Consider the following 16,205-nt stretch of genomic DNA (forward strand, 5'->3'; position numbering starts at 1 on the left):
GAAGGACCCATGAAAACGACCTTTGCCGATACGGCTCTACTGACCATCATCCTGCTGGCGATCTTCGTCGTGCCCAGTTCCATCTCGGGTACGGCGCTCGCGTTGCCGGCCATCGGCGCCGACATCCAGGCGCCGTTGACCAGCCTGCAATGGGTGGTCAATGCGTTCAACCTGGCGTTTGCCTGCTTCACCCTGGCGTGGGGCGCGCTGGCGGATCGGCTCGGGCGCAAACGCTGTTTTGTCGCCGGCGCTTCGCTGTACGTGGTGGCCTCGGTGCTGTCCGCCGTGGCCGAGAGTGCCTGGCTGCTGGATGCGGCGCGGGGGCTGGCGGGCATCGGGGCGGCGGCGATCTTTTCCTGCGGCATCGCGATTTTGTCCACCCACTTCAGCGGCCCGGCGCGGCTGCGCGCGTTTGCCCTGTTCGGCACCGTTGCCGGCCTGGGCGTGAGCCTGGGCCCGACCTTGTCCGGCCTGCTGCTGGACAGCGTCGGCTGGCGCGCGATTTTCTGGGCCCATGGGGTGACCCTGGTGATCGTGCTGCTGGGCAGCCCGTTGATTACCCGCGATGGCGTGCTGGCTGAACACACCGCGCGCTTCGATGTGCCGGGTGCGACGCTGTTTGTGCTGGCATTGTTGGCGCTGATGGTGGCGATTGTGCAGGGCTCGCAATGGGGCTGGAGCAGCCGCGGTGTACTCGGCCTGGTGGCGGTCGCCGTGGTGCTGTTGGCGGTGTTTACCTGGCAGGAGCGTCGCCACCTGCAGCCGATGCTCGACCTGTCGCTGCTGGCGCGCGGGCCCTTTGTCGGCCTGGCGCTGGTCACCGTGGCGGCGTCGTTCGGCTTTGTGACCTTGCTCACGTACCTGCCGAGCTACCTGTTCGGCGTGCTGCAATTGAGCGCGACCCATGCGGGCCTGGCGATGTTGCTGCTGACGGTGCCGATGCTGTTTTGCCCGATCCTGGCGGGCAAGTGGGCGGCACGCGGGGTGTCGGCGATCGGCATTCTCAAGGCCAGCCTGATTGCGTTGTTGGTCGGTGTGGTGGCGTTGGCGCTGGTCAGCCAGGTCGGTGTGGCGCTGTGGCAACTGGCAGTGCCGCTGTTGCTGGTGGGCATCGGCATGGGCCTGTCGGCCGGGCTGGTGGATGGCCTGGCGCTCAAGACCGTGCCGGAGCAGAAGGCCGGGATGGCGGCGGGCCTGCTCAACACCTTCCGCCTGGGCAGTGAGGCGATTGCGGTGGCCTTGTATGGCTCGCTGCTGGCGACTTTGCTCGACAGCCAGTTGCGCGGCACGTTGAGCCGCCTGGCGCCCGACCCGGCGACCCTGCAACGCTGGATCGACGACGTCGCCGCCGGCAATCTCACCGGGTCCCTGCAAACCCTGGGCGCGGAGCAGGCGGGGGCGGTGCACAGCCTGTTTATCGGCGGCTATGACAGTGCCTTCCATGGCGTGCTCTGGGCGCTGGCGGTGATCCTGCTGGTGCTGACCGTGGTGGTCACCTGGCTGGTACGCCCATTGCGCGAACAGGAACGCAGCGAGGCGCAACTGGCCGCCCACTGAGCCAGGCGCCGCACCGCCTGCGATGCCCGCAGGCGGTGCTTTGGCGTGCCGGTAAAGGCGCCGAAGGTTATGCAAAAAATGCAGTTCGATGGCTTTTTTTATTCTTTTATCTGGTGATGCCCCCTGGGGCAAACTGGACTCACCTGCCCGGACGCAGGTCTACCTCAAACCGACAGGCCCACCACCACTTGTCCGCTGGCGTGTGCAGTCCATGAAGATTATGGACCTATGGACCCGAATGCTTTGCTCAAGACCCGCCTTATCGGCCAGATTTTCCAGCAGCACTACAGCTGGTTGTGTGCGCGTTTGTCGTACCGCACCGGTTGCAGCCACAGCGCCGAGGACATCGCCGCCGAGACCTTCCTCAAGGTGTGGATGCTGCCCGACCCCACGGCCATTCGCGAACCGCGCGCGCTGCTGACCACCATCGCCCAGCGCCTGATGTACGAGAGCTGGCGCCGACGCGACCTGGAAAAAGCCTACTTGCAGATCCTGGCCGACGTGCCCGAACACGTGCACCCATCACCCCAGGAACAACTGATTCTGATCGAGAGCCTGTTGGCCATCGACCGGCTGCTGGACGGCCTGTCGGGGCAAGCCAAGGCGGTGTTCGTGCACAGCCAGTTGGACGGCATGACCTACACGCAGATCAGTGAACGCCTGGGCCTGTCCCTGGGGCGCATCCACCAATTGATGACCCAGGCCCTGCGCGCCTGTTACCTGGGGTTGAGCGAGTGAGCAAACAGCCTTTGAACGACCCGGTGGCCGAGGAAGCCATCGGCTGGCTGGTGCAGATCCAGTCCGGCGACTTCAGCCCCGCCCAGCAGCAGGCGCTGGATGAATGGCGGGGCACCTCGGCCCATCATCGCCAGGTATACGCGCAACTGCTCGCCGGCCTCGATCAGCTCAAGGCCTCACCCTGGCGCGGGCGCTCCAGCGCGCAGTTGCTGCGCAGCCTGGAGCAACCCAACAGCCGTCGCGCATTTCTGCGTACCAGTCTGTGTGCGCTGGGACTGGCGGCCGGCGCGGGGTGGGGCTGGCGTTTTGAAGACGCGGGGCAGACCTACGCCACCGGCACCGCCGAGCGTCGCACCTGGCAACTGGCCGATGGCAGCACCCTCAAGCTCAATGCCCGCAGCGAGGTGGTCTCGACGTTGGCCGGGGACGCGCACAGCCTTGAACTGCGCACCGGCGAAATGCTGGTGAACCTGCTGCGTCCGCTGCAGGTCAAGACCCGCGCCGCCCATATCAGTGCCACCACGGGCCGCCTGATGCTGAGTGAACAGGACGGCGCGATGCGCCTGGTCACCCTGGATGCCGATGCGGTGCTGCACTTCGACGGCGGTGCACAGCAACGGGTGGCCATGCACCAGAGCACGCTGTTCGACCACCAGCGCATCCTCACCCAAGTGCCCATGGCCGCCACCGAAACCGCCTGGCTCGACGGCTGGCTGGTGGTGCGCAACCAGACACTGGCCAGCGTGGTGGAAGCGATCCGGCCCTACCGCAAGGGCATCGTGCGCCTGGATGCCGCGGTGGCGCAGCTGCGCGTGAGTGGCCGGTTCCCGCTGGATGATGCGCGCCAGACCCTGGAGGCCTTGGAGCAAAGCTTGCCGATCAGGGTGACGCAGTGGGGTGGGGTGCTGGTGTTGATCGGGGCGCGGGCCTAGGGGCCGGTCAGGCGCATGGATGGCTGCCGGGGTTATTTCATGTCCCTTGCCTGCACCCACAACACGGCGTCCTGGGACAAAGGTTTGCCCTTATAGGTTTTCGTTGCCCCTATGTTCAGTGCCGCAATGCCCCACCAGCCGGCACGGGGCAGGCCGAGGGTGACGACCCCCTGGGCATCCGCATACGTACTCAGGGATTTGAACGAGGCTTGGGGGGCCGTGACATGGTCCTGCTGGCCGAAGGCGTTGTTTTTGATGTCGACGGAGTGGTTGAGGTATTCGATTTCAACCTCGGCGAACGGCACCGGCTTGCCGTCGGCCAGCACCACGGCACGGAACACGCCGCCGGTCCAGTTGGCATAGGGCTTGTTCAGCGGTTGGATCTCAACCGGTAGCCCCTGGGGTTCCGACCAGTTGCCGGGGACGCCGCCGACGTTCACGATCAGTTTGGTGAACTGCTGGATGTACACGCCTTCGGCGGTTTCCAGGTAGGGTTCGGGTTCGAGTACGAACACATGGTCACCCAGGGAACGCACCAGCTCCCGTGGGATCGATGCACGGTAGGCGGTGGCCTGGTTGTCGCGACTCTGCCACTGCACCGGTCGCAGGTATTTGCGCAGGTCGATTTTTTCTGCGCCGTGGGCGCTGGTGTGGTTGAAGGCGAGGGGTTCGCCCATGACCATGGTCGGTCCGGCGGAGAACGGGTGGGTGAACACGATGGCGAATTCCAGGTTGTCCGCGCGGGGCAGCGCCGTGTCCTCCACGTAGAGCATCTGGAAATGCGCCTGCGCGGCGCAGGTCATGCAACCGAAGGCCGTGGCGGCAAAGGCTTGGAGCAGTCGTCGTTTGATGGTCATGGTCGATTTCACTGTGTAATGTCGGAGGATTGGATCGTGGCGCCATGGTTCTCGCCACCGAGGAACTCCACGGAGTAGGCTCCGGCCGGGGCCTGGAATGTGAAGCTGTTGTCCTGGTCCACGGTGCCTTCGAGCAACACCCTGTTGCGGGTGTCCTGGACATGGATTTTGCGACCCACGGCGGAGCTGCCATCGGTGTAACCCGCCTCACACTTCACCCAGTTGTCGTGCTCGATATAGCAGTCGAACACGGGGCCATGGGCTGCGGCGGCCTGGCAGAACAGCAGTGCGCCGGCCAGCAGGATCGGGTGGAGCACATCTCGCGTTTTCATAAGGTTTTCAGTCTCCATGGTCAACGTTGATCACTGGGGCGTCGCGGCTTGAACGGTCGCGAAGGCCGCCAGCAAGGCATCCAGGTTCGTACCCAGCAGCGCCTCGTAGCCGTTGGCCGTGTTGGCGAGCAGGCCGGGGTTGCCGATGTCCAGGATCAGCAGGTGGGCGCCGCCGTCCTCGATGGCCTGGGCAATCCTGGCGTCGGGCGCCCACTTGTGCACCACCGCGCGGATCTCGCGCTCGCGCAGGTAGAGGGTCAGGGCGGCAAGGTCGGCGTCAGTCCAGTCGATGTCCTGGCGCACGAACCAACCGTCCACATACACGCCGAACTCGCCGAACAGGTAGACCGGCTCGCTGGCCAGCGACAGCACGCGCAGGTCCGGCACCTGCAGCAGCCGGGCACCGTAGTCGGCCTTCAGTTGGCGCAAGCGGCCGTCGAGTGCGGCGAGGTTGCGCTCGATCCGCGGCGCATCGGCGGGTGACAGGCGCGCCAGGTCGGCCGCGATCAGCGCCGACATGCGCATGGCATTGACCGGGCCGAGCCAGGCGTAGGGTGACGGGCCGCCATCGCCGTTGCGGTTGCCGGCCCAGGGCACATCGTTCGAGGGCGTGCGGGTCACGGCGACGCCCGGTTTGAGGCTGTCCCATGAGCGCGACGCATCGATCTCGACGAGGCGCAGGTTGTGGCGTCGAGCCGTTGCATACAGCGGGTCAGCGCGCCACAGGCTGCTCAGGGTGACCACCGCCACGGCGTTCTGGAACACGGCCGGCTCCAGGCGTGACAGCGCGTTGGCCTGGCTTTCCATGGGCACGGCGGCGTCCAGTGGCACACGTACCACTTCGATCCGGGTGCCTTCGCCGAGTGTCGAAGTCAGCGCATACAGCGCCGGCAGGGCGACCAGTACCTGTTGCTGGCCGACCTGCGCAAAGGCCGACGGCAGGCCGCCCAGCAGCACCGCCAGCAATGCCAGCCAGGGCCGCATGGATCGATTGAACCCGGTCATACGCTGGCCCCCCTGAACTGCGGCGCGGTACTGCGGATAAGGATGGTGAACGCAAACACCAAGGCTGCGACGATCACGATGGCGCCGCCCGTGGGCACGGGAATATGGAACTGCATCGGCGCCAGAATGCCGACCACACAGGAAAAGCTCGCAATCACCACGGCCCACGTGACCAGGCCCGGCAGTGAGTGGCTGATGTTGCGGGCCGCCGCTGCCGGTATCAGCAACAGGGCCTCCACCAGCACGGCGCCGATGATCTTCAGGCAGGCGACCGTGACCAGGGTGACCAGCACCACGAACAGGTACTCGACGCTGCGCACCTTCACGCCACGGGCATGGGCCAGGCTCGGATTGAGGCTGGAGAGCAGCATGCCGTTGTAGAGGGGCAGCCCGATCAGCGCACACATCACCGTCACGCCCAGCAGCACGTTCATGTCGGTATGGTCCACCGCCAGGATCGAGCCGAACAGCACACCTTCCATGACGTGTGTGTTGATTTTTGCCGACACGAACAGCAGCAACGAAGCACCCACCGCCAGCGAGATGGACAGGAACACGCCGATCAGCGTGTCATTGGCCAGGGTGGTGCGATGCTGCGTGTACTTGAGGGTCAGGGCAAACAGCAGGCAGAAGCCGAACATCGAAAAGTACGGCGAGGTGTAGGATTCGCCGACCAGCACGCCAATCGCCACGCCGGTCATCGCCGCATTGCCCACGGATTGGCTGAAGAACGCCATCCGCTTGATCATCACCATCGACCCCAGCACACCCAGCAACGGTCCGATCAGCACTGAGCACATCAGCGCGTTGATCACGAACTCGTACTCGAACGGTTGCGGCAGCAGGTGACTCGCGGCGAGCGCCTGCAGGTGGTCGCGGATAAAGTCGTACAAGGCATTCATCGAATGGCCTCCAGGCGGTTGTCGATCTGATCGGCGGGGCCGTGAAACAGCACCCGTTGGTTGATAACGGTCACGGACTGCGCGATTCGCTTGACCTGTTCCAGGTCGTGGTTGATCCACAGGATCGTCACTCCACGGCCGTTCAGTTCGGCCACCAGCGCCTCCACCAGGCGCACACCGGCTTCGTCGATCCCGGCGGTCGGTTCATCGAGGATCAGCAGCCACGGCGCCGGGCTGATTGCCTGGGCCAGCAGCACGCGCTGGCGCTGGCCGCCGGACAGGCTGCCAAACGGCTTTTTACCCATCCCCGCCATGCCGGTCCGCGCCAGGGCCTGGGCGTTGGCCGCCCTGGCGGCGCGGCCTGCGCCGAGAAAGGCCGGCCGGCGTTGACCGAGCATGGCCATGAGGTCGTTGACCGTCATCGGCACGTTGCGGTCGAAGTCCGGCAATTGCGGGACATAGCCCATGGGCGTGGTGACCTCACCCTCGAAGCGGATCGCCCCCGTATGCGGCATCTGCCCCAGCAGCGCACGCACCAGTGAGGTCTTGCCGCCGCCGTTGGGGCCTACCAGGCAGTGCAAGGCGCCGGCTTCAATGCGCATCGTTACCTGGTCGAGCACCTGCGTACCTCCCAGTCGCAGGGAGACGTTGTCGAACACAATGGCGGGGCCGCGCATCCCGTAGTCCTCCTTCAGCGCATTCATTGCTGGGTGTACTCAACGGCTTGCGCCAGGGTTTCGAGGTTGTCGCGCATCGCCACCTCGAATTCGTCAGCGCTGTAGGTATCCCCGGTGATATGGGACAGGGCGAACACCTTCACGCCGGTCGCGGCTTCGATGGGCTTGGCCAGGTCGAGGGAAAAGTTCTTCTCGGCGAACAGCACCTTGACGTTGGCCTTCTTGATCGCCTCGATGGTGTTGGCCAATTGGCGTGCCGTCGGCGCGACGCCGTGGCGCGGCTCGATCACCGCGCTCACGAACAGGCCGAACTCCTGCATCATGTAGTCGTAGCCGGCATGGGTTGTCGCGCAGCGGAACGACGACAGGTCCAGCGCGGCGAAGCGCGTCATGAAGCCGGCGCGCAGCTCGCGGATACGGCCCGCATACGCCAGGGCATTTTTTCGATACACCGCGGCGTTGTCCGGGTCCAGCTCTCCGAGCCGGCGAGCGATCTCGAACACCTGCTGTATCGCCGCCGTGGTGGAGACGAAGGTGTGCGGGTTGACCACCTTGACGCCTTCCTGGTCGCCACCGATGGGAATCAGCGCCACCGTGGCATTTGCCTGGATAATCGGCAGCGTCTGCGTGCGGCCGGCAGCCTTGATGATCTGGAAGGCCCATTCATCGTGGCCGATGCCGTTGACCACCAGCACATCGATATTCATCGCGCGGGTAATGTCATCGGGCTGCGGCTGGTAGTTGTGCGGGTTGGCCTCTGCCGGGATCAGCGCAATGACTTCGGCCCGATCGCCGACGATATTGGCCACGAAACTGTAGTAGGGATGCAGGGTGATGCCGATCCTGAGTTTCTTCGCCGAGGCGAAGGCCGGGCCGGCGAGTGCGATGGCGGGTATCAGCACCAGCAGCGCGATGCAGCGGCGCCACAGGGCGCGGTGTTTCAGGGCAACAGTCATGGCTGGGTTCCTTTTACGTGTTCGATTTCGCTGGCGCCGTCGTAGGGGATGACTTGGCGCCAGCCTTCGCCGACCAGGGATTCGGGCTTGACGATGGCGGGGTAGGGCGCGTTCGGGTCACGGTGGACCCAGATCGTCGCCTGGTTGGCCCACATCACCCCGGCATGGGCGTGACCGATGACCAGCAGGTAGGCGCTCTGACCCGGTGCATGGCCGCCGGAGCCGTAGTAGACCGTCGCGCCCTGGCCCTGGGTGGCCTGGGACACGTCGCTGACGGGCTGGTCCGCCACATGGGCATCCTCGTCGCCACCCTGATGGGCCAGGTGGGAACCGGGCAGGATCAATTGCCAGTGCACCTCGCCATTGGCCTTCCAGAAGGCGTCACGGTAGAAGGGCGGCAACAGCAGTTTCTGCGCGCGCTCCAGGGTGATCCAGCCGCCGGTATCGTTGTTGGACCAGATGATTTCTTCACCGGCGGGCAACAGCGCGCTGTGAATCGCCTGGTCGACCGCACCCAAGCCATCGAAGGAGCGCACCTGCCAGCTCAGCGGGGTGGGCGGGCCCACTCTTTCCGGGCGCAGCAGCACATAGCCGGCCACACCGGCGACGACGGCCAGGGTCGCCAGCACCAGGGCCAGGGACTCCCAGCCGCCGGAGCGCGGGCGCACCTGTGTGATTGCAGTGCTCGGGCGCGCCATCAGAGGAACGCAATCCAGCGGCCCAGGAACACCACCCCGGCCCACAACAGCAATGAGCTGAAGCCGGCGATGCGCGCCTGGCCGGGCGGTGGCAGCGTCGTGTCCCATTCGGCGATTCGACGAAAGGCCCCCAGGTGGAAGACGGCCATGTTGATCCCCGCCAGCATCAACAGGCCCATCTTGAACAGGAACGCGGTGTTCTGCACATAGGTGGTGCCGTTGGCGCAGAACATCAGCAGGCCGGTGATCACACAGACCACGAATGCGGCCCAGGTGTACGGCAGCAAATCCTGGATCAGCTTCAGCGCGCCGCGCCGATGGGCGGCCACGCCCAGCAGGCGCAGGTCGACCACGGCAATGGTGCCGTAGACGATGGCGATGCCGATCACATGCACCGACTCCAGCATCGGGAACGCCGAGCCTGACTCGCGAATGAACGTCGCGACCGGGATGTCCTGGACGGCTTGCAGCAGGGGTTGAATATCCATGGCGAATACCTGAGAACGTGGGTTGAAAACGCTTAGATCGTGTAGGCGATCCAGCGACCGCAGATGATCACGACGCACCACAGGCCGATCGATAGCCACGCAAAGGCCTTGACCGGGCGCGACGCGTCGCCGCCGGCCTGGCCGGCAGGACGCAGCAGGGGGCGGCGCAGCAGCCAGGTCACACTGAACGCCGTCACCACCAGCACCATCTTCAGCCAGAACGTCGAGTTGACGAGGACCCGGTCAGGCTCGGCGATGATCATCACCAACCCGGTACACAGCAGCACGATCAGCGCGTTGCGCATCCACGGGTAGTAACGGCGTACGACGCCGCGCAAGGGCTCGTCGCCGGCGAATACCCCCGCCAGTCGCAGATCGGAAATCAGCGCGCAGCCGAAGAGCACGGTGATGGCGATGATATGAATGCTCTGCACCGTGGGGATGACCCACAGGATGTCGCGGATGGCAGTGCTCAACGGCGACGCATAGATCCAGGCAATGATGAGTGAAGAGGACATCGGCTTTTCTTCCGCAGTGGCTTAGAAATCTTGGGGGGTGGCGATCGGATGCAGGCCCGCCGCATCTTCCGGCAGCAAGTACCCTTCCTTGATCGAAACGGCTTTGGCGTCTTCGAACTTCTGGGCGTAGCGGCCGAAATTTCCATAGCGCCGGCCCAGCACGTCCTTCGAGTAGGGCACCTTGGTGTCGTAGATCAGCCCGCAGCCGGTCTCCTGATCGGTGAGGTAGCTGGCGCTGGGGACCTGGACCCACGGCGGGCGCACGCCGCCCTGCAGGTTGCCGGTGGCGGGCGCGCGGGCGGCGGCCTTGCCATCGCGCACCACCCGGGGGGCGGTGGGCATGGGCTTGCCTTTGCGTACCCATTGGTCCATGCCATCCAGCAGCGCCGCGACCACCAGCTCGACCGGTTCGTCATACAGCGTCCGGCAGCGCGGGTCGTCGCCCTTGCCGACGTCGGCAGCGAGGTGTTCGGTGTGCTCGGTGCCGAGGTCGGCCAGGCGCAGGTGGGGCATGCCGGTCACTTCGTAGTAGCGAAGCTGCGGGGTGTCGGTGTCCGGGGGAAGGGGGATGCCTTCGATCACGTCGTGCATCAGTTCGGACTGGCTGTAGACCGTCACGAAGGGCACGCCTTCGGGCATCTGCCGTGGCACTCGGATCACGTCGCCGCCCACTTCGCCGTAGGCCATGCGGCCGGTCATATAGGCGTCGATCAGCGGGGTGTCGTCGGGCATGCGCCATTGCTGGTGGCGGCCCTGGTCGAGATAGTCCATCCAGACCTGCGCGGTGACGGCCCAGCTATTCACATACACGCGCTGCACATCGAGGCCTGCCAGCGGGCTCTGGGCGCCGTTGGTTTTTAGCAGCAACGCCAGTTGTGCGCCGATGCCCTGGGACTGGGGCGCAAACGGATCGGGCGCTGCGCCGCGGGTGAAGTGTGCCGGGTCGTAATAAGTGCCCAGGGGCGCATAGCGGGCAAAGTCGAAGCGGCGCATGAACTCGAAGTTGACGATCCTTCCGTACTGGGCGATCTGCTCGGCTTCGGCTGCCGGGGTATCGGCGATGAACTTGGGATCCACCGCCGGCGCGTTCACATTCAGCGTGTAGCCGACGTACGCGTAGCCGCGCCGCAGCAGATAGTCGCGGGTCAGGATCCAGCCCGCGCCACGCTCGCCGAACCAACTGAACGGTTCGATGACCACCGTGCCATTGAAGCGCGCCGGGTCGGCCGGTTTGCGTATCAGGATACGCGTGGTGTAAGGCGCTTCCAGCAGGGTTTGGCCGGCGGCGTTGATGGCCGGGGCAACGCCTTGCAGGTAGTACTCCTCTTCGACGTAGCCGTACCGGTCGAGGTCGCTGTATTCGGTGCCCGGGCGTTTTGCCGAGGACAGCGGCGGTTTGCCGGAGGGAGGCACGGCGATGGCCGTGGGCATGCGCGGCACTTCGGCGAAGGTGTTGGAGGCGATCAGCAGCGACAGCACGACGCTGATACTGATGGGGATCAGGCGTTCCATGGGTAAGGCTCCAGCAGGGGTGGATGGGTGGCGTCACTCAAGGCTCAGAGATGCCTTGCCCTCGCTGTCGATCACGATCTGGTTGTTCTCGCACACGTATTCTTGAATGGCGTAGTTGGAGCGCTTGTACTCAAACGTAAAGCGATACGGGGTATTGAGTACCTGCGGGTCTTCGATCAGGACCTGGTTTTCCAGGTGATCCGGCCCGCGCAGCCGGATGCGTTCGGTGATCTTCATCGCCGGCCCGTGGGGCACGTCGTAGAAACGCACGTCCGTTCGCACGCGCTGGGTTTCGACTACGAGCGTGTCGCCTTCCCAGTGGCCGCGGGAATGGCCCTGGTACAACGGGTCGAGCTTTTCGCTTGGCGGCATGGCCTGGTCCAGGAGAATCCGCCGCACTTGCTGGAGATACTCGCCGAGGATGATCACTTGCTTGTCATCGCGAATGATCTGGATCGGGAAGAGCGCCGCCATCATCGTCGGCATGCCCTCGGGCAGGCACCTGGAACTGGTGGTGGCAATTGGCGTGCCGGCTGCGTTGGCCACGGCTTCTTTCTTCTTGAGCTCGACGTACTCGGCGGCGTAGGGCGCCTTGAGGTCCATCGGCCCGCCGGGGTGAACCGGGTCATCGGGGTTCTCGCCGAACCAGTCATCCGGGGTTCTTTCCCAGGTGCCACTGATGTCCGGCCGGGTAGCGGCGCTGTGCTTGTCGGCCTGGGTTTTCGCTGCCGTGGCGGCGTTGCTCAGCCCGGCGAATGTCACGAGGACCAAACCCAGGACGAGCATGGCGGCGTTGGCGGTGCGTGCTGGTTTCATTGAAATATCTCCGCGTTGCTGGTTTGCCCAGTTCTGTTGTTATCGCACTCGGGGAGGGATGCGTTCAGCCGCCGCCCGTGAGCACCACGTCGCCGATCTTGATCTCCACCAGCAGCCCGCCCGGCTCACCGTTTTTCAACGGCTTGTAGGACACCTCGGCGTTCTCGCCGGCCTTGATCGACTCCGCCGTCCAGCCCGTGCGCTGCAGCGCGTTGACGCTGCCGGTCTCGATCTTGAAGCGCTGGGCCGGCGGGCCGGGAGCGTCGACGTAGATCGTGATGTGCGGGTTGGTCCAGGCGAAGCGCTCGACCACACCCTTGATCGTGAGCGTCTGGGTCTGGTCGAACAGCGCGAATGAATGGTGGGCGCTGGCAACAGGCGGCAAGGCGCTGCAGGTGATGAGGGTCAGAAGACAAAGCCCCTGACGGAGCAGCGGGAAGGGGGACAAAAGGGTCATGACGGTGCCTCGGGTTTTTATGGTTCTTATGGGCCCAGCATAGGACGCGTGCGTTCCGAGGCCGTAGCCCAAAACGGCAACCATTGAAGGCACTCGGACGGTTTTGTGCGGTGGAGACCGTGTGCAACGACGAGTGGGCGCCCCGGCCCGCGCACATGCTGATTTGGGTTACCGCATGCCCGGCCCTGGCCGGAACACTCCTGCCTCGCCTCACAACTATAAAAACAGGAGAGACGTCATGCGCATTCCCCCCTACGCGCCATTACTGTCGCTGGTTGCACTCTGTGCCGCCGGCTCCCAGGCACAGGCCTATACGGTCTACAGCGAAGATGACGGTGCAACCGTTTTGAACGCTGACCTGGGCGCCGGCTTCGGCTGGTTCGGCAGCACCCGCAACTACATCGGCGACCCGCAGAAACGGCCCGGCAGCATGCGCTGGCAGGAGGGCTACGCCAAATATGGCCTCAACGGCACCACCGACAAGATCACCGCCGGTTCCGTATACGGCGGCTTCGCCCTGCTCAGCAGCGGTACATGGGGGGACGGGGACCCGGGGGCGATCACGGCGGGCAATGAGCGCAGAACTGCGGTGGAAGACGCTTTCCTGGGCTGGAGGTCCGGCGATCTGCTGCCGGCCCTGGGCCCGGACGGCGTGGATTTCTCGTTTGGGCGCCAACTGGTCACGGTGGACGGTTTCCTGATCACCGACGATGGCTTCAACCCCGGCAAGGCATTCAGCCCCATCGAGGGCGTGCGCGATGGTCGGTTCGACCGTGGAGGCGCCTTTTACCTTGGGCAGCGCCTGGCGTTCGGCAACACGGCGGTGCTGAAACTGGGCGGCAAGGAGGGGCTGCACGGCAGCCTGATATGGCTGAAATCCGAGAACCCCGGCCAGTCCAAGACCGAGCTGGCGGTAGGCACTGTCGATTACACCACACCCATTGGCTCGATCGGTTCGACCTATATTCACGGCCTGGATGTGGATGAGAAATACGCCTTCGCGGATCGGCTCGAACGCAAGGGCATGAACGTCTACAGCATTCGCGGGCAGGGCAACGCCGGGATTGAAAACGCCGACTTTGCATTCGAGGTGGCTCGCCAGGAAAAACGTTCCGGTTCGCAGCGGGCAATGTTCTTCGACGCCGGCTACACCTTTGCCGATGTGCAATGGCAACCGACCGTCAGTTATCGCTACTCGCGCTATTCCGAAGGCTGGGATTTCCTGTTCCAGGGCGGCTTTCGCAAACGCTACCAGGGTGAAATCGCAGCCAACTACGCCGGCTCGGTGACGTCGAACATGCAGATCAACGATGTGCTGCTCTCTGTCCGGCCCACCGAGAAATTGACCCTGAACGCGATGGCTTTCGACTACCACCAGCTGTCCCGTCGCAATGAGCGGGATTTCGCGGCGCGGGAGGTTGACCTGTTCCTGGATTGGATGGTCACGGATAACGTCACGTTGTCACCGTTGATCGGCCTCTATAAGCCTGAGAAATGGTTCGGTAACGGTGGCGGGCAGAGCGGCAGCGCGTCGACCAACGCGTACCTGCAGTTCATTGTGTGGGTGACGTTCTGAGTCGTCATTGACGGTTGTTGCAGGTCCCGCAGGCGTTGACGTGTCGCGTCAACGCCTGATTCATTCAGAGCATGCGGCGCAGCACGTCGTTGCGCGGATCGCGGTCGTAGAAGCGGTGCTTGAGGGCGCCTGCGACATGCAGCACGATCAGCACCAGCAGCGTGTAGGCGAGGACTTTGTGCAGCCACTGGAACACCGCGAACCAGTCGTCATTCTTCGGCAACAGCTCCGGCAGGTTGACCCCGAAAAAGAACACCCCGTCGCTCATCGTAAAGGTGCTCGACATGGAGTAACCCATCAGCGGCACGATTACCAGCAGGACATACATGACGCGCTGCGTCAGGCGTGACAGGAAGCGTTCATACCCGGCCAGGGTTTCCAGCGGCTGCGGCAGCCTGGGGGTACGAAAGCGCACGGCGAGCTGAGTCAGCACCACCAGGAACGTCAACACCCCGAAGGACTTGTGCCACGGGTAATAGAGCTCGAATTTGCTCGCCACCTCATCATTCATGCCGGTCATATGCCAGCCTGCCCAGAGCAGGCCCAGCACCAGCACGGCCCGCAGCCAGTGCAACAGGCGCAGGGACGTCGGGTAGCGATCGATTGTCGGTTGATCCATTGGGTTCATATCAAGCTCTCCAGGGAGCGATGCACGGTGGAATGGCCACCCTCGACGTTGGAGGGTGGCTCGGTCAGGACAGCGCGTGTGCTCAGGCCGGCAGCAGCACGGTGATGACTTTCTCCTCGGTGTAGGCCAGCGCGCCGCTGAACCCGCCTTCACGCCCGATACCGCTGGTCTTGACGCCGCCCCAAGGCAGGTTGGCGTCCAGCGGGCTCCAGCAGTTGATACCGACGGCGCCGGCCTTTACCGCCGCCGCCACACGGTGCGCCCTGGCCAGGTCGCCGGTCCAGACCGTGGCCGCCAGGCCGTAGGTGCTGTCGTTGGCGAGGGCGATCGCTTCGTCTTCGCTGTCGAACGTGATCAGCGTGCCGACCGGCCCGAAAATCTCGTCCCGGGCGATGTCCATGTCGTTGCGGGCGTTGGCGAAGATCGTCGGGCGCACGAACCAGCCTTGCTCGGGCGTCGAGACGCCGCCGGCCAGCAGGGTTGCCCCCTGGTCGATGCCCCGCTGGATGTAACGGTTGACGCGATCGAACTGGGCTTTCTTGGCCACCGGGCCCATCTGTACCCCGGGCTCGCGCGGGTCGCCGACGTTCACTGCGTGTGCGGCCTCGGCCAGCGCGGCGCCGAAACGCTCGGCGAGGCTGCGCTGCACCAGGATCCGCGAGCCGGCGGCACACACCTGGCCCTGGTTGGCGAACAGGCCGAGTGCACAGCCGCGCAGGGCATCGTCGAAGGACGCATCGTCGAACACAATCTGCGGGCTCTTGCCGCCCAGTTCCAGGGCCACGCGCTTGAACAGCACGCCGGCCGTGCGCTGGATTTCACGCCCGGCCTCGGGGCTGCCGGTGAAGCTGATCTTGGCCACATCCGGGTGCTCGCACAGGGCGCGACCGACTTCGTTGCCGTAGCCGGTGACCACGTTGATCACACCGTCCGGGAAGCCGGCTTCCTGCGCCAGCAGCGCCAGGTGCAGGGCCGACTGCGGGGTTTCCTCCGAAGGCTTGACCACCACGGTACAGCCCGCCGCCAGCAACGCGGCGAGCTTCCACACGGTGATCATCAGCGGCGAGTTCCAGGGCACGATGGCACCGACTACGCCGACGGGCTCGCGCACCGTGTACGACAGGGTTTTGGTGCCGAAGTAACCGCCGGTGGGAATGGTGCGACCTTCGAGCTGGTTGGCCCAGCCGGCGGCGGCGCGCAGGTTGGCGATCGCGTTGGGCAGGTCCATCCGGCGCGGTTCGACGGGCGAGCGGCCGATGGCATTGGCGTCCAGATCGGCCAGCAGTTCGCTGTCGCGCTCGACCAAGTCGGCCAGTTTCGCCAACAGTCGGCCACGCTGGGCGCCGCCGAGTTGGCTCCAGTCGCCCCTTTCCAGTTGGTGGCGTGCCGCCGCCACGGCACGTTCCACGTCTTCGCGGGTGCCACGGGCGGAGCTGCCATACACCTGCTCGGTCACGGGGTTGACCAGGTCGAAACGGCGACGGTCAAAGGCTTCGCAGGGCGTACCTTCGATGAAATGATTCAAGTGCTCAGTCATGTTGCGGTCCTCGAGTAGT

The 16,205-nt window shown here is 64.8% G+C and carries 18 protein-coding genes; 4 read left to right on the plus strand and 14 right to left on the minus strand.

Annotated elements, in window-relative coordinates; genetic code table 11:
* Positions 1-9 precede the first annotated feature (9 nt).
* The 3 genes from Q8X51_RS15895 to Q8X51_RS15905 all read left to right on the plus strand — a co-directional run bounded on the left by Q8X51_RS15895 (position 10) and on the right by Q8X51_RS15905 (position 3,227).
* The gene (locus Q8X51_RS15895; protein WP_065946933.1) at positions 10-1,557 is read left to right on the plus strand and encodes an MFS transporter; all 1,548 of its coding nucleotides are present in this window, start codon (positions 10-12) and stop codon (positions 1,555-1,557) included.
* Between the two features lie 228 nt (positions 1,558-1,785).
* Positions 1,786-2,295 carry a sigma-70 family RNA polymerase sigma factor gene (locus tag Q8X51_RS15900; RefSeq protein WP_065927404.1) on the plus strand — a complete coding sequence of 170 codons (510 nt, stop codon included), beginning with the start codon at positions 1,786-1,788 and terminating at the stop codon, positions 2,293-2,295.
* Positions 2,292-3,227, plus strand: coding sequence for a FecR family protein (locus Q8X51_RS15905; RefSeq protein ID WP_065927405.1), 936 nt, complete (start codon positions 2,292-2,294; stop codon positions 3,225-3,227). The genes Q8X51_RS15900 and Q8X51_RS15905 overlap by 4 nt, the downstream gene beginning before the upstream one ends.
* A gap of 32 nt (positions 3,228-3,259) precedes the next feature.
* Here Q8X51_RS15905 and Q8X51_RS15910 read toward each other — a convergent pair whose 3' ends face one another.
* The 12 genes from Q8X51_RS15910 to Q8X51_RS15965 all read right to left on the minus strand — a co-directional run bounded on the left by Q8X51_RS15910 (position 3,260) and on the right by Q8X51_RS15965 (position 12,445).
* The gene (locus Q8X51_RS15910; RefSeq protein WP_407694434.1) at positions 3,260-4,084 is read right to left on the minus strand and encodes a DUF4198 domain-containing protein; all 825 of its coding nucleotides are present in this window, start codon (positions 4,082-4,084) and stop codon (positions 3,260-3,262) included.
* An 8-nt stretch (positions 4,085-4,092) separates the two neighbouring features.
* A complete protein-coding gene (locus Q8X51_RS15915) occupies positions 4,093-4,416 on the minus strand; it encodes a hypothetical protein (protein ID WP_407694433.1) in 324 nt (107 codons plus the stop codon).
* A gap of 30 nt (positions 4,417-4,446) precedes the next feature.
* Positions 4,447-5,421, minus strand: a complete 975-nt coding sequence (locus tag Q8X51_RS15920; RefSeq protein WP_407694432.1) for a metal ABC transporter solute-binding protein, Zn/Mn family — start codon at positions 5,419-5,421, stop codon at positions 4,447-4,449.
* Positions 5,418-6,323 (minus strand): metal ABC transporter permease, encoded by a 906-nt coding sequence (locus Q8X51_RS15925; protein WP_065927408.1) that lies wholly within the window; start codon positions 6,321-6,323, stop codon positions 5,418-5,420. The genes Q8X51_RS15920 and Q8X51_RS15925 overlap by 4 nt, the downstream gene beginning before the upstream one ends.
* Positions 6,320-7,000, minus strand: a complete 681-nt coding sequence (locus tag Q8X51_RS15930) for a metal ABC transporter ATP-binding protein (protein WP_323146084.1) — start codon at positions 6,998-7,000, stop codon at positions 6,320-6,322. The genes Q8X51_RS15925 and Q8X51_RS15930 overlap by 4 nt, the downstream gene beginning before the upstream one ends.
* A gap of 23 nt (positions 7,001-7,023) precedes the next feature.
* Positions 7,024-7,956, minus strand: coding sequence for a metal ABC transporter solute-binding protein, Zn/Mn family (locus tag Q8X51_RS15935; RefSeq protein ID WP_065927410.1), 933 nt, complete (start codon positions 7,954-7,956; stop codon positions 7,024-7,026).
* Positions 7,953-8,654: a DUF6162 family protein gene (locus tag Q8X51_RS15940; RefSeq protein WP_407694431.1), complete on the minus strand. Its 702-nt coding sequence runs from the start codon at positions 8,652-8,654 to the stop codon at positions 7,953-7,955. The genes Q8X51_RS15935 and Q8X51_RS15940 overlap by 4 nt, the downstream gene beginning before the upstream one ends.
* Complete coding sequence (locus Q8X51_RS15945; protein WP_407694430.1) at positions 8,654-9,142, minus strand: DUF6644 family protein; 489 nt, start codon at positions 9,140-9,142, stop codon at positions 8,654-8,656. Before Q8X51_RS15945 ends, Q8X51_RS15940 begins: the two co-directional genes overlap by 1 nt.
* Before the next feature lie 32 nt (positions 9,143-9,174).
* Complete coding sequence (locus Q8X51_RS15950; RefSeq protein WP_065927413.1) at positions 9,175-9,660, minus strand: DUF6644 family protein; 486 nt, start codon at positions 9,658-9,660, stop codon at positions 9,175-9,177.
* 21 nt (positions 9,661-9,681) lie between these two features.
* A complete protein-coding gene (locus Q8X51_RS15955) occupies positions 9,682-11,172 on the minus strand; it encodes an alpha/beta hydrolase domain-containing protein (protein ID WP_407694429.1) in 1,491 nt (496 codons plus the stop codon).
* Positions 11,173-11,205: 33 nt separating this feature from the next.
* Positions 11,206-11,988: a hypothetical protein gene (locus tag Q8X51_RS15960; RefSeq protein ID WP_407694428.1), complete on the minus strand. Its 783-nt coding sequence runs from the start codon at positions 11,986-11,988 to the stop codon at positions 11,206-11,208.
* A gap of 64 nt (positions 11,989-12,052) precedes the next feature.
* Positions 12,053-12,445: a DUF6152 family protein gene (locus tag Q8X51_RS15965; RefSeq protein WP_407694427.1), complete on the minus strand. Its 393-nt coding sequence runs from the start codon at positions 12,443-12,445 to the stop codon at positions 12,053-12,055.
* 238 nt (positions 12,446-12,683) lie between these two features.
* Between Q8X51_RS15965 and Q8X51_RS15970 the strand changes: the two genes are divergently transcribed.
* A complete protein-coding gene (locus tag Q8X51_RS15970) occupies positions 12,684-14,021 on the plus strand; it encodes a hypothetical protein (protein ID WP_065927424.1) in 1,338 nt (445 codons plus the stop codon).
* 64 nt (positions 14,022-14,085) lie between these two features.
* Here the strand turns inward: Q8X51_RS15970 and Q8X51_RS15975 are convergent, their stop codons facing one another.
* Both Q8X51_RS15975 and Q8X51_RS15980 read right to left on the minus strand, forming a co-directional pair.
* Positions 14,086-14,649, minus strand: a complete 564-nt coding sequence (locus Q8X51_RS15975; RefSeq protein WP_027606691.1) for a cytochrome b — start codon at positions 14,647-14,649, stop codon at positions 14,086-14,088.
* A gap of 82 nt (positions 14,650-14,731) precedes the next feature.
* A complete protein-coding gene (locus Q8X51_RS15980; protein WP_065946934.1) occupies positions 14,732-16,186 on the minus strand; it encodes an aldehyde dehydrogenase family protein in 1,455 nt (484 codons plus the stop codon).
* Positions 16,187-16,205: the final 19 nt, after the last annotated feature.

Source organism: Pseudomonas sp. Yb2C2, from assembly GCF_052112325.1.
GTDB lineage: Bacteria > Pseudomonadota > Gammaproteobacteria > Pseudomonadales > Pseudomonadaceae > Aquipseudomonas > Aquipseudomonas marginalis.

What these genes read in the sequence shown, in the direction of transcription:
- Q8X51_RS15895 (WP_065946933.1), top strand. Translation starts at nt 10, where the DNA reads ATGAAAACGACCTTTGCCGATACGGCTCTACTGACCATCATCCTGCTG.
- Q8X51_RS15900 (WP_065927404.1), top strand. Translation starts at nt 1,786, where the DNA reads ATGGACCCGAATGCTTTGCTCAAGACCCGCCTTATCGGCCAGATTTTC.
- Q8X51_RS15910 (WP_407694434.1), bottom strand. Translation starts at nt 4,084, where the DNA reads ATGACCATCAAACGACGACTGCTCCAAGCCTTTGCCGCCACGGCCTTC.
- Q8X51_RS15915 (WP_407694433.1), bottom strand. Translation starts at nt 4,416, where the DNA reads ATGAAAACGCGAGATGTGCTCCACCCGATCCTGCTGGCCGGCGCACTG.
- Q8X51_RS15920 (WP_407694432.1), bottom strand. Translation starts at nt 5,421, where the DNA reads ATGACCGGGTTCAATCGATCCATGCGGCCCTGGCTGGCATTGCTGGCG.
- Q8X51_RS15925 (WP_065927408.1), bottom strand. Translation starts at nt 6,323, where the DNA reads ATGAATGCCTTGTACGACTTTATCCGCGACCACCTGCAGGCGCTCGCC.
- Q8X51_RS15930 (WP_323146084.1), bottom strand. Translation starts at nt 7,000, where the DNA reads ATGCGCGGCCCCGCCATTGTGTTCGACAACGTCTCCCTGCGACTGGGA.
- Q8X51_RS15935 (WP_065927410.1), bottom strand. Translation starts at nt 7,956, where the DNA reads ATGACTGTTGCCCTGAAACACCGCGCCCTGTGGCGCCGCTGCATCGCG.
- Q8X51_RS15940 (WP_407694431.1), bottom strand. Translation starts at nt 8,654, where the DNA reads ATGGCGCGCCCGAGCACTGCAATCACACAGGTGCGCCCGCGCTCCGGC.
- Q8X51_RS15945 (WP_407694430.1), bottom strand. Translation starts at nt 9,142, where the DNA reads ATGGATATTCAACCCCTGCTGCAAGCCGTCCAGGACATCCCGGTCGCG.
- Q8X51_RS15950 (WP_065927413.1), bottom strand. Translation starts at nt 9,660, where the DNA reads ATGTCCTCTTCACTCATCATTGCCTGGATCTATGCGTCGCCGTTGAGC.
- Q8X51_RS15955 (WP_407694429.1), bottom strand. Translation starts at nt 11,172, where the DNA reads ATGGAACGCCTGATCCCCATCAGTATCAGCGTCGTGCTGTCGCTGCTG.
- Q8X51_RS15960 (WP_407694428.1), bottom strand. Translation starts at nt 11,988, where the DNA reads ATGAAACCAGCACGCACCGCCAACGCCGCCATGCTCGTCCTGGGTTTG.
- Q8X51_RS15965 (WP_407694427.1), bottom strand. Translation starts at nt 12,445, where the DNA reads ATGACCCTTTTGTCCCCCTTCCCGCTGCTCCGTCAGGGGCTTTGTCTT.
- Q8X51_RS15970 (WP_065927424.1), top strand. Translation starts at nt 12,684, where the DNA reads ATGCGCATTCCCCCCTACGCGCCATTACTGTCGCTGGTTGCACTCTGT.
- Q8X51_RS15975 (WP_027606691.1), bottom strand. Translation starts at nt 14,649, where the DNA reads ATGAACCCAATGGATCAACCGACAATCGATCGCTACCCGACGTCCCTG.
- Q8X51_RS15980 (WP_065946934.1), bottom strand. Translation starts at nt 16,186, where the DNA reads ATGACTGAGCACTTGAATCATTTCATCGAAGGTACGCCCTGCGAAGCC.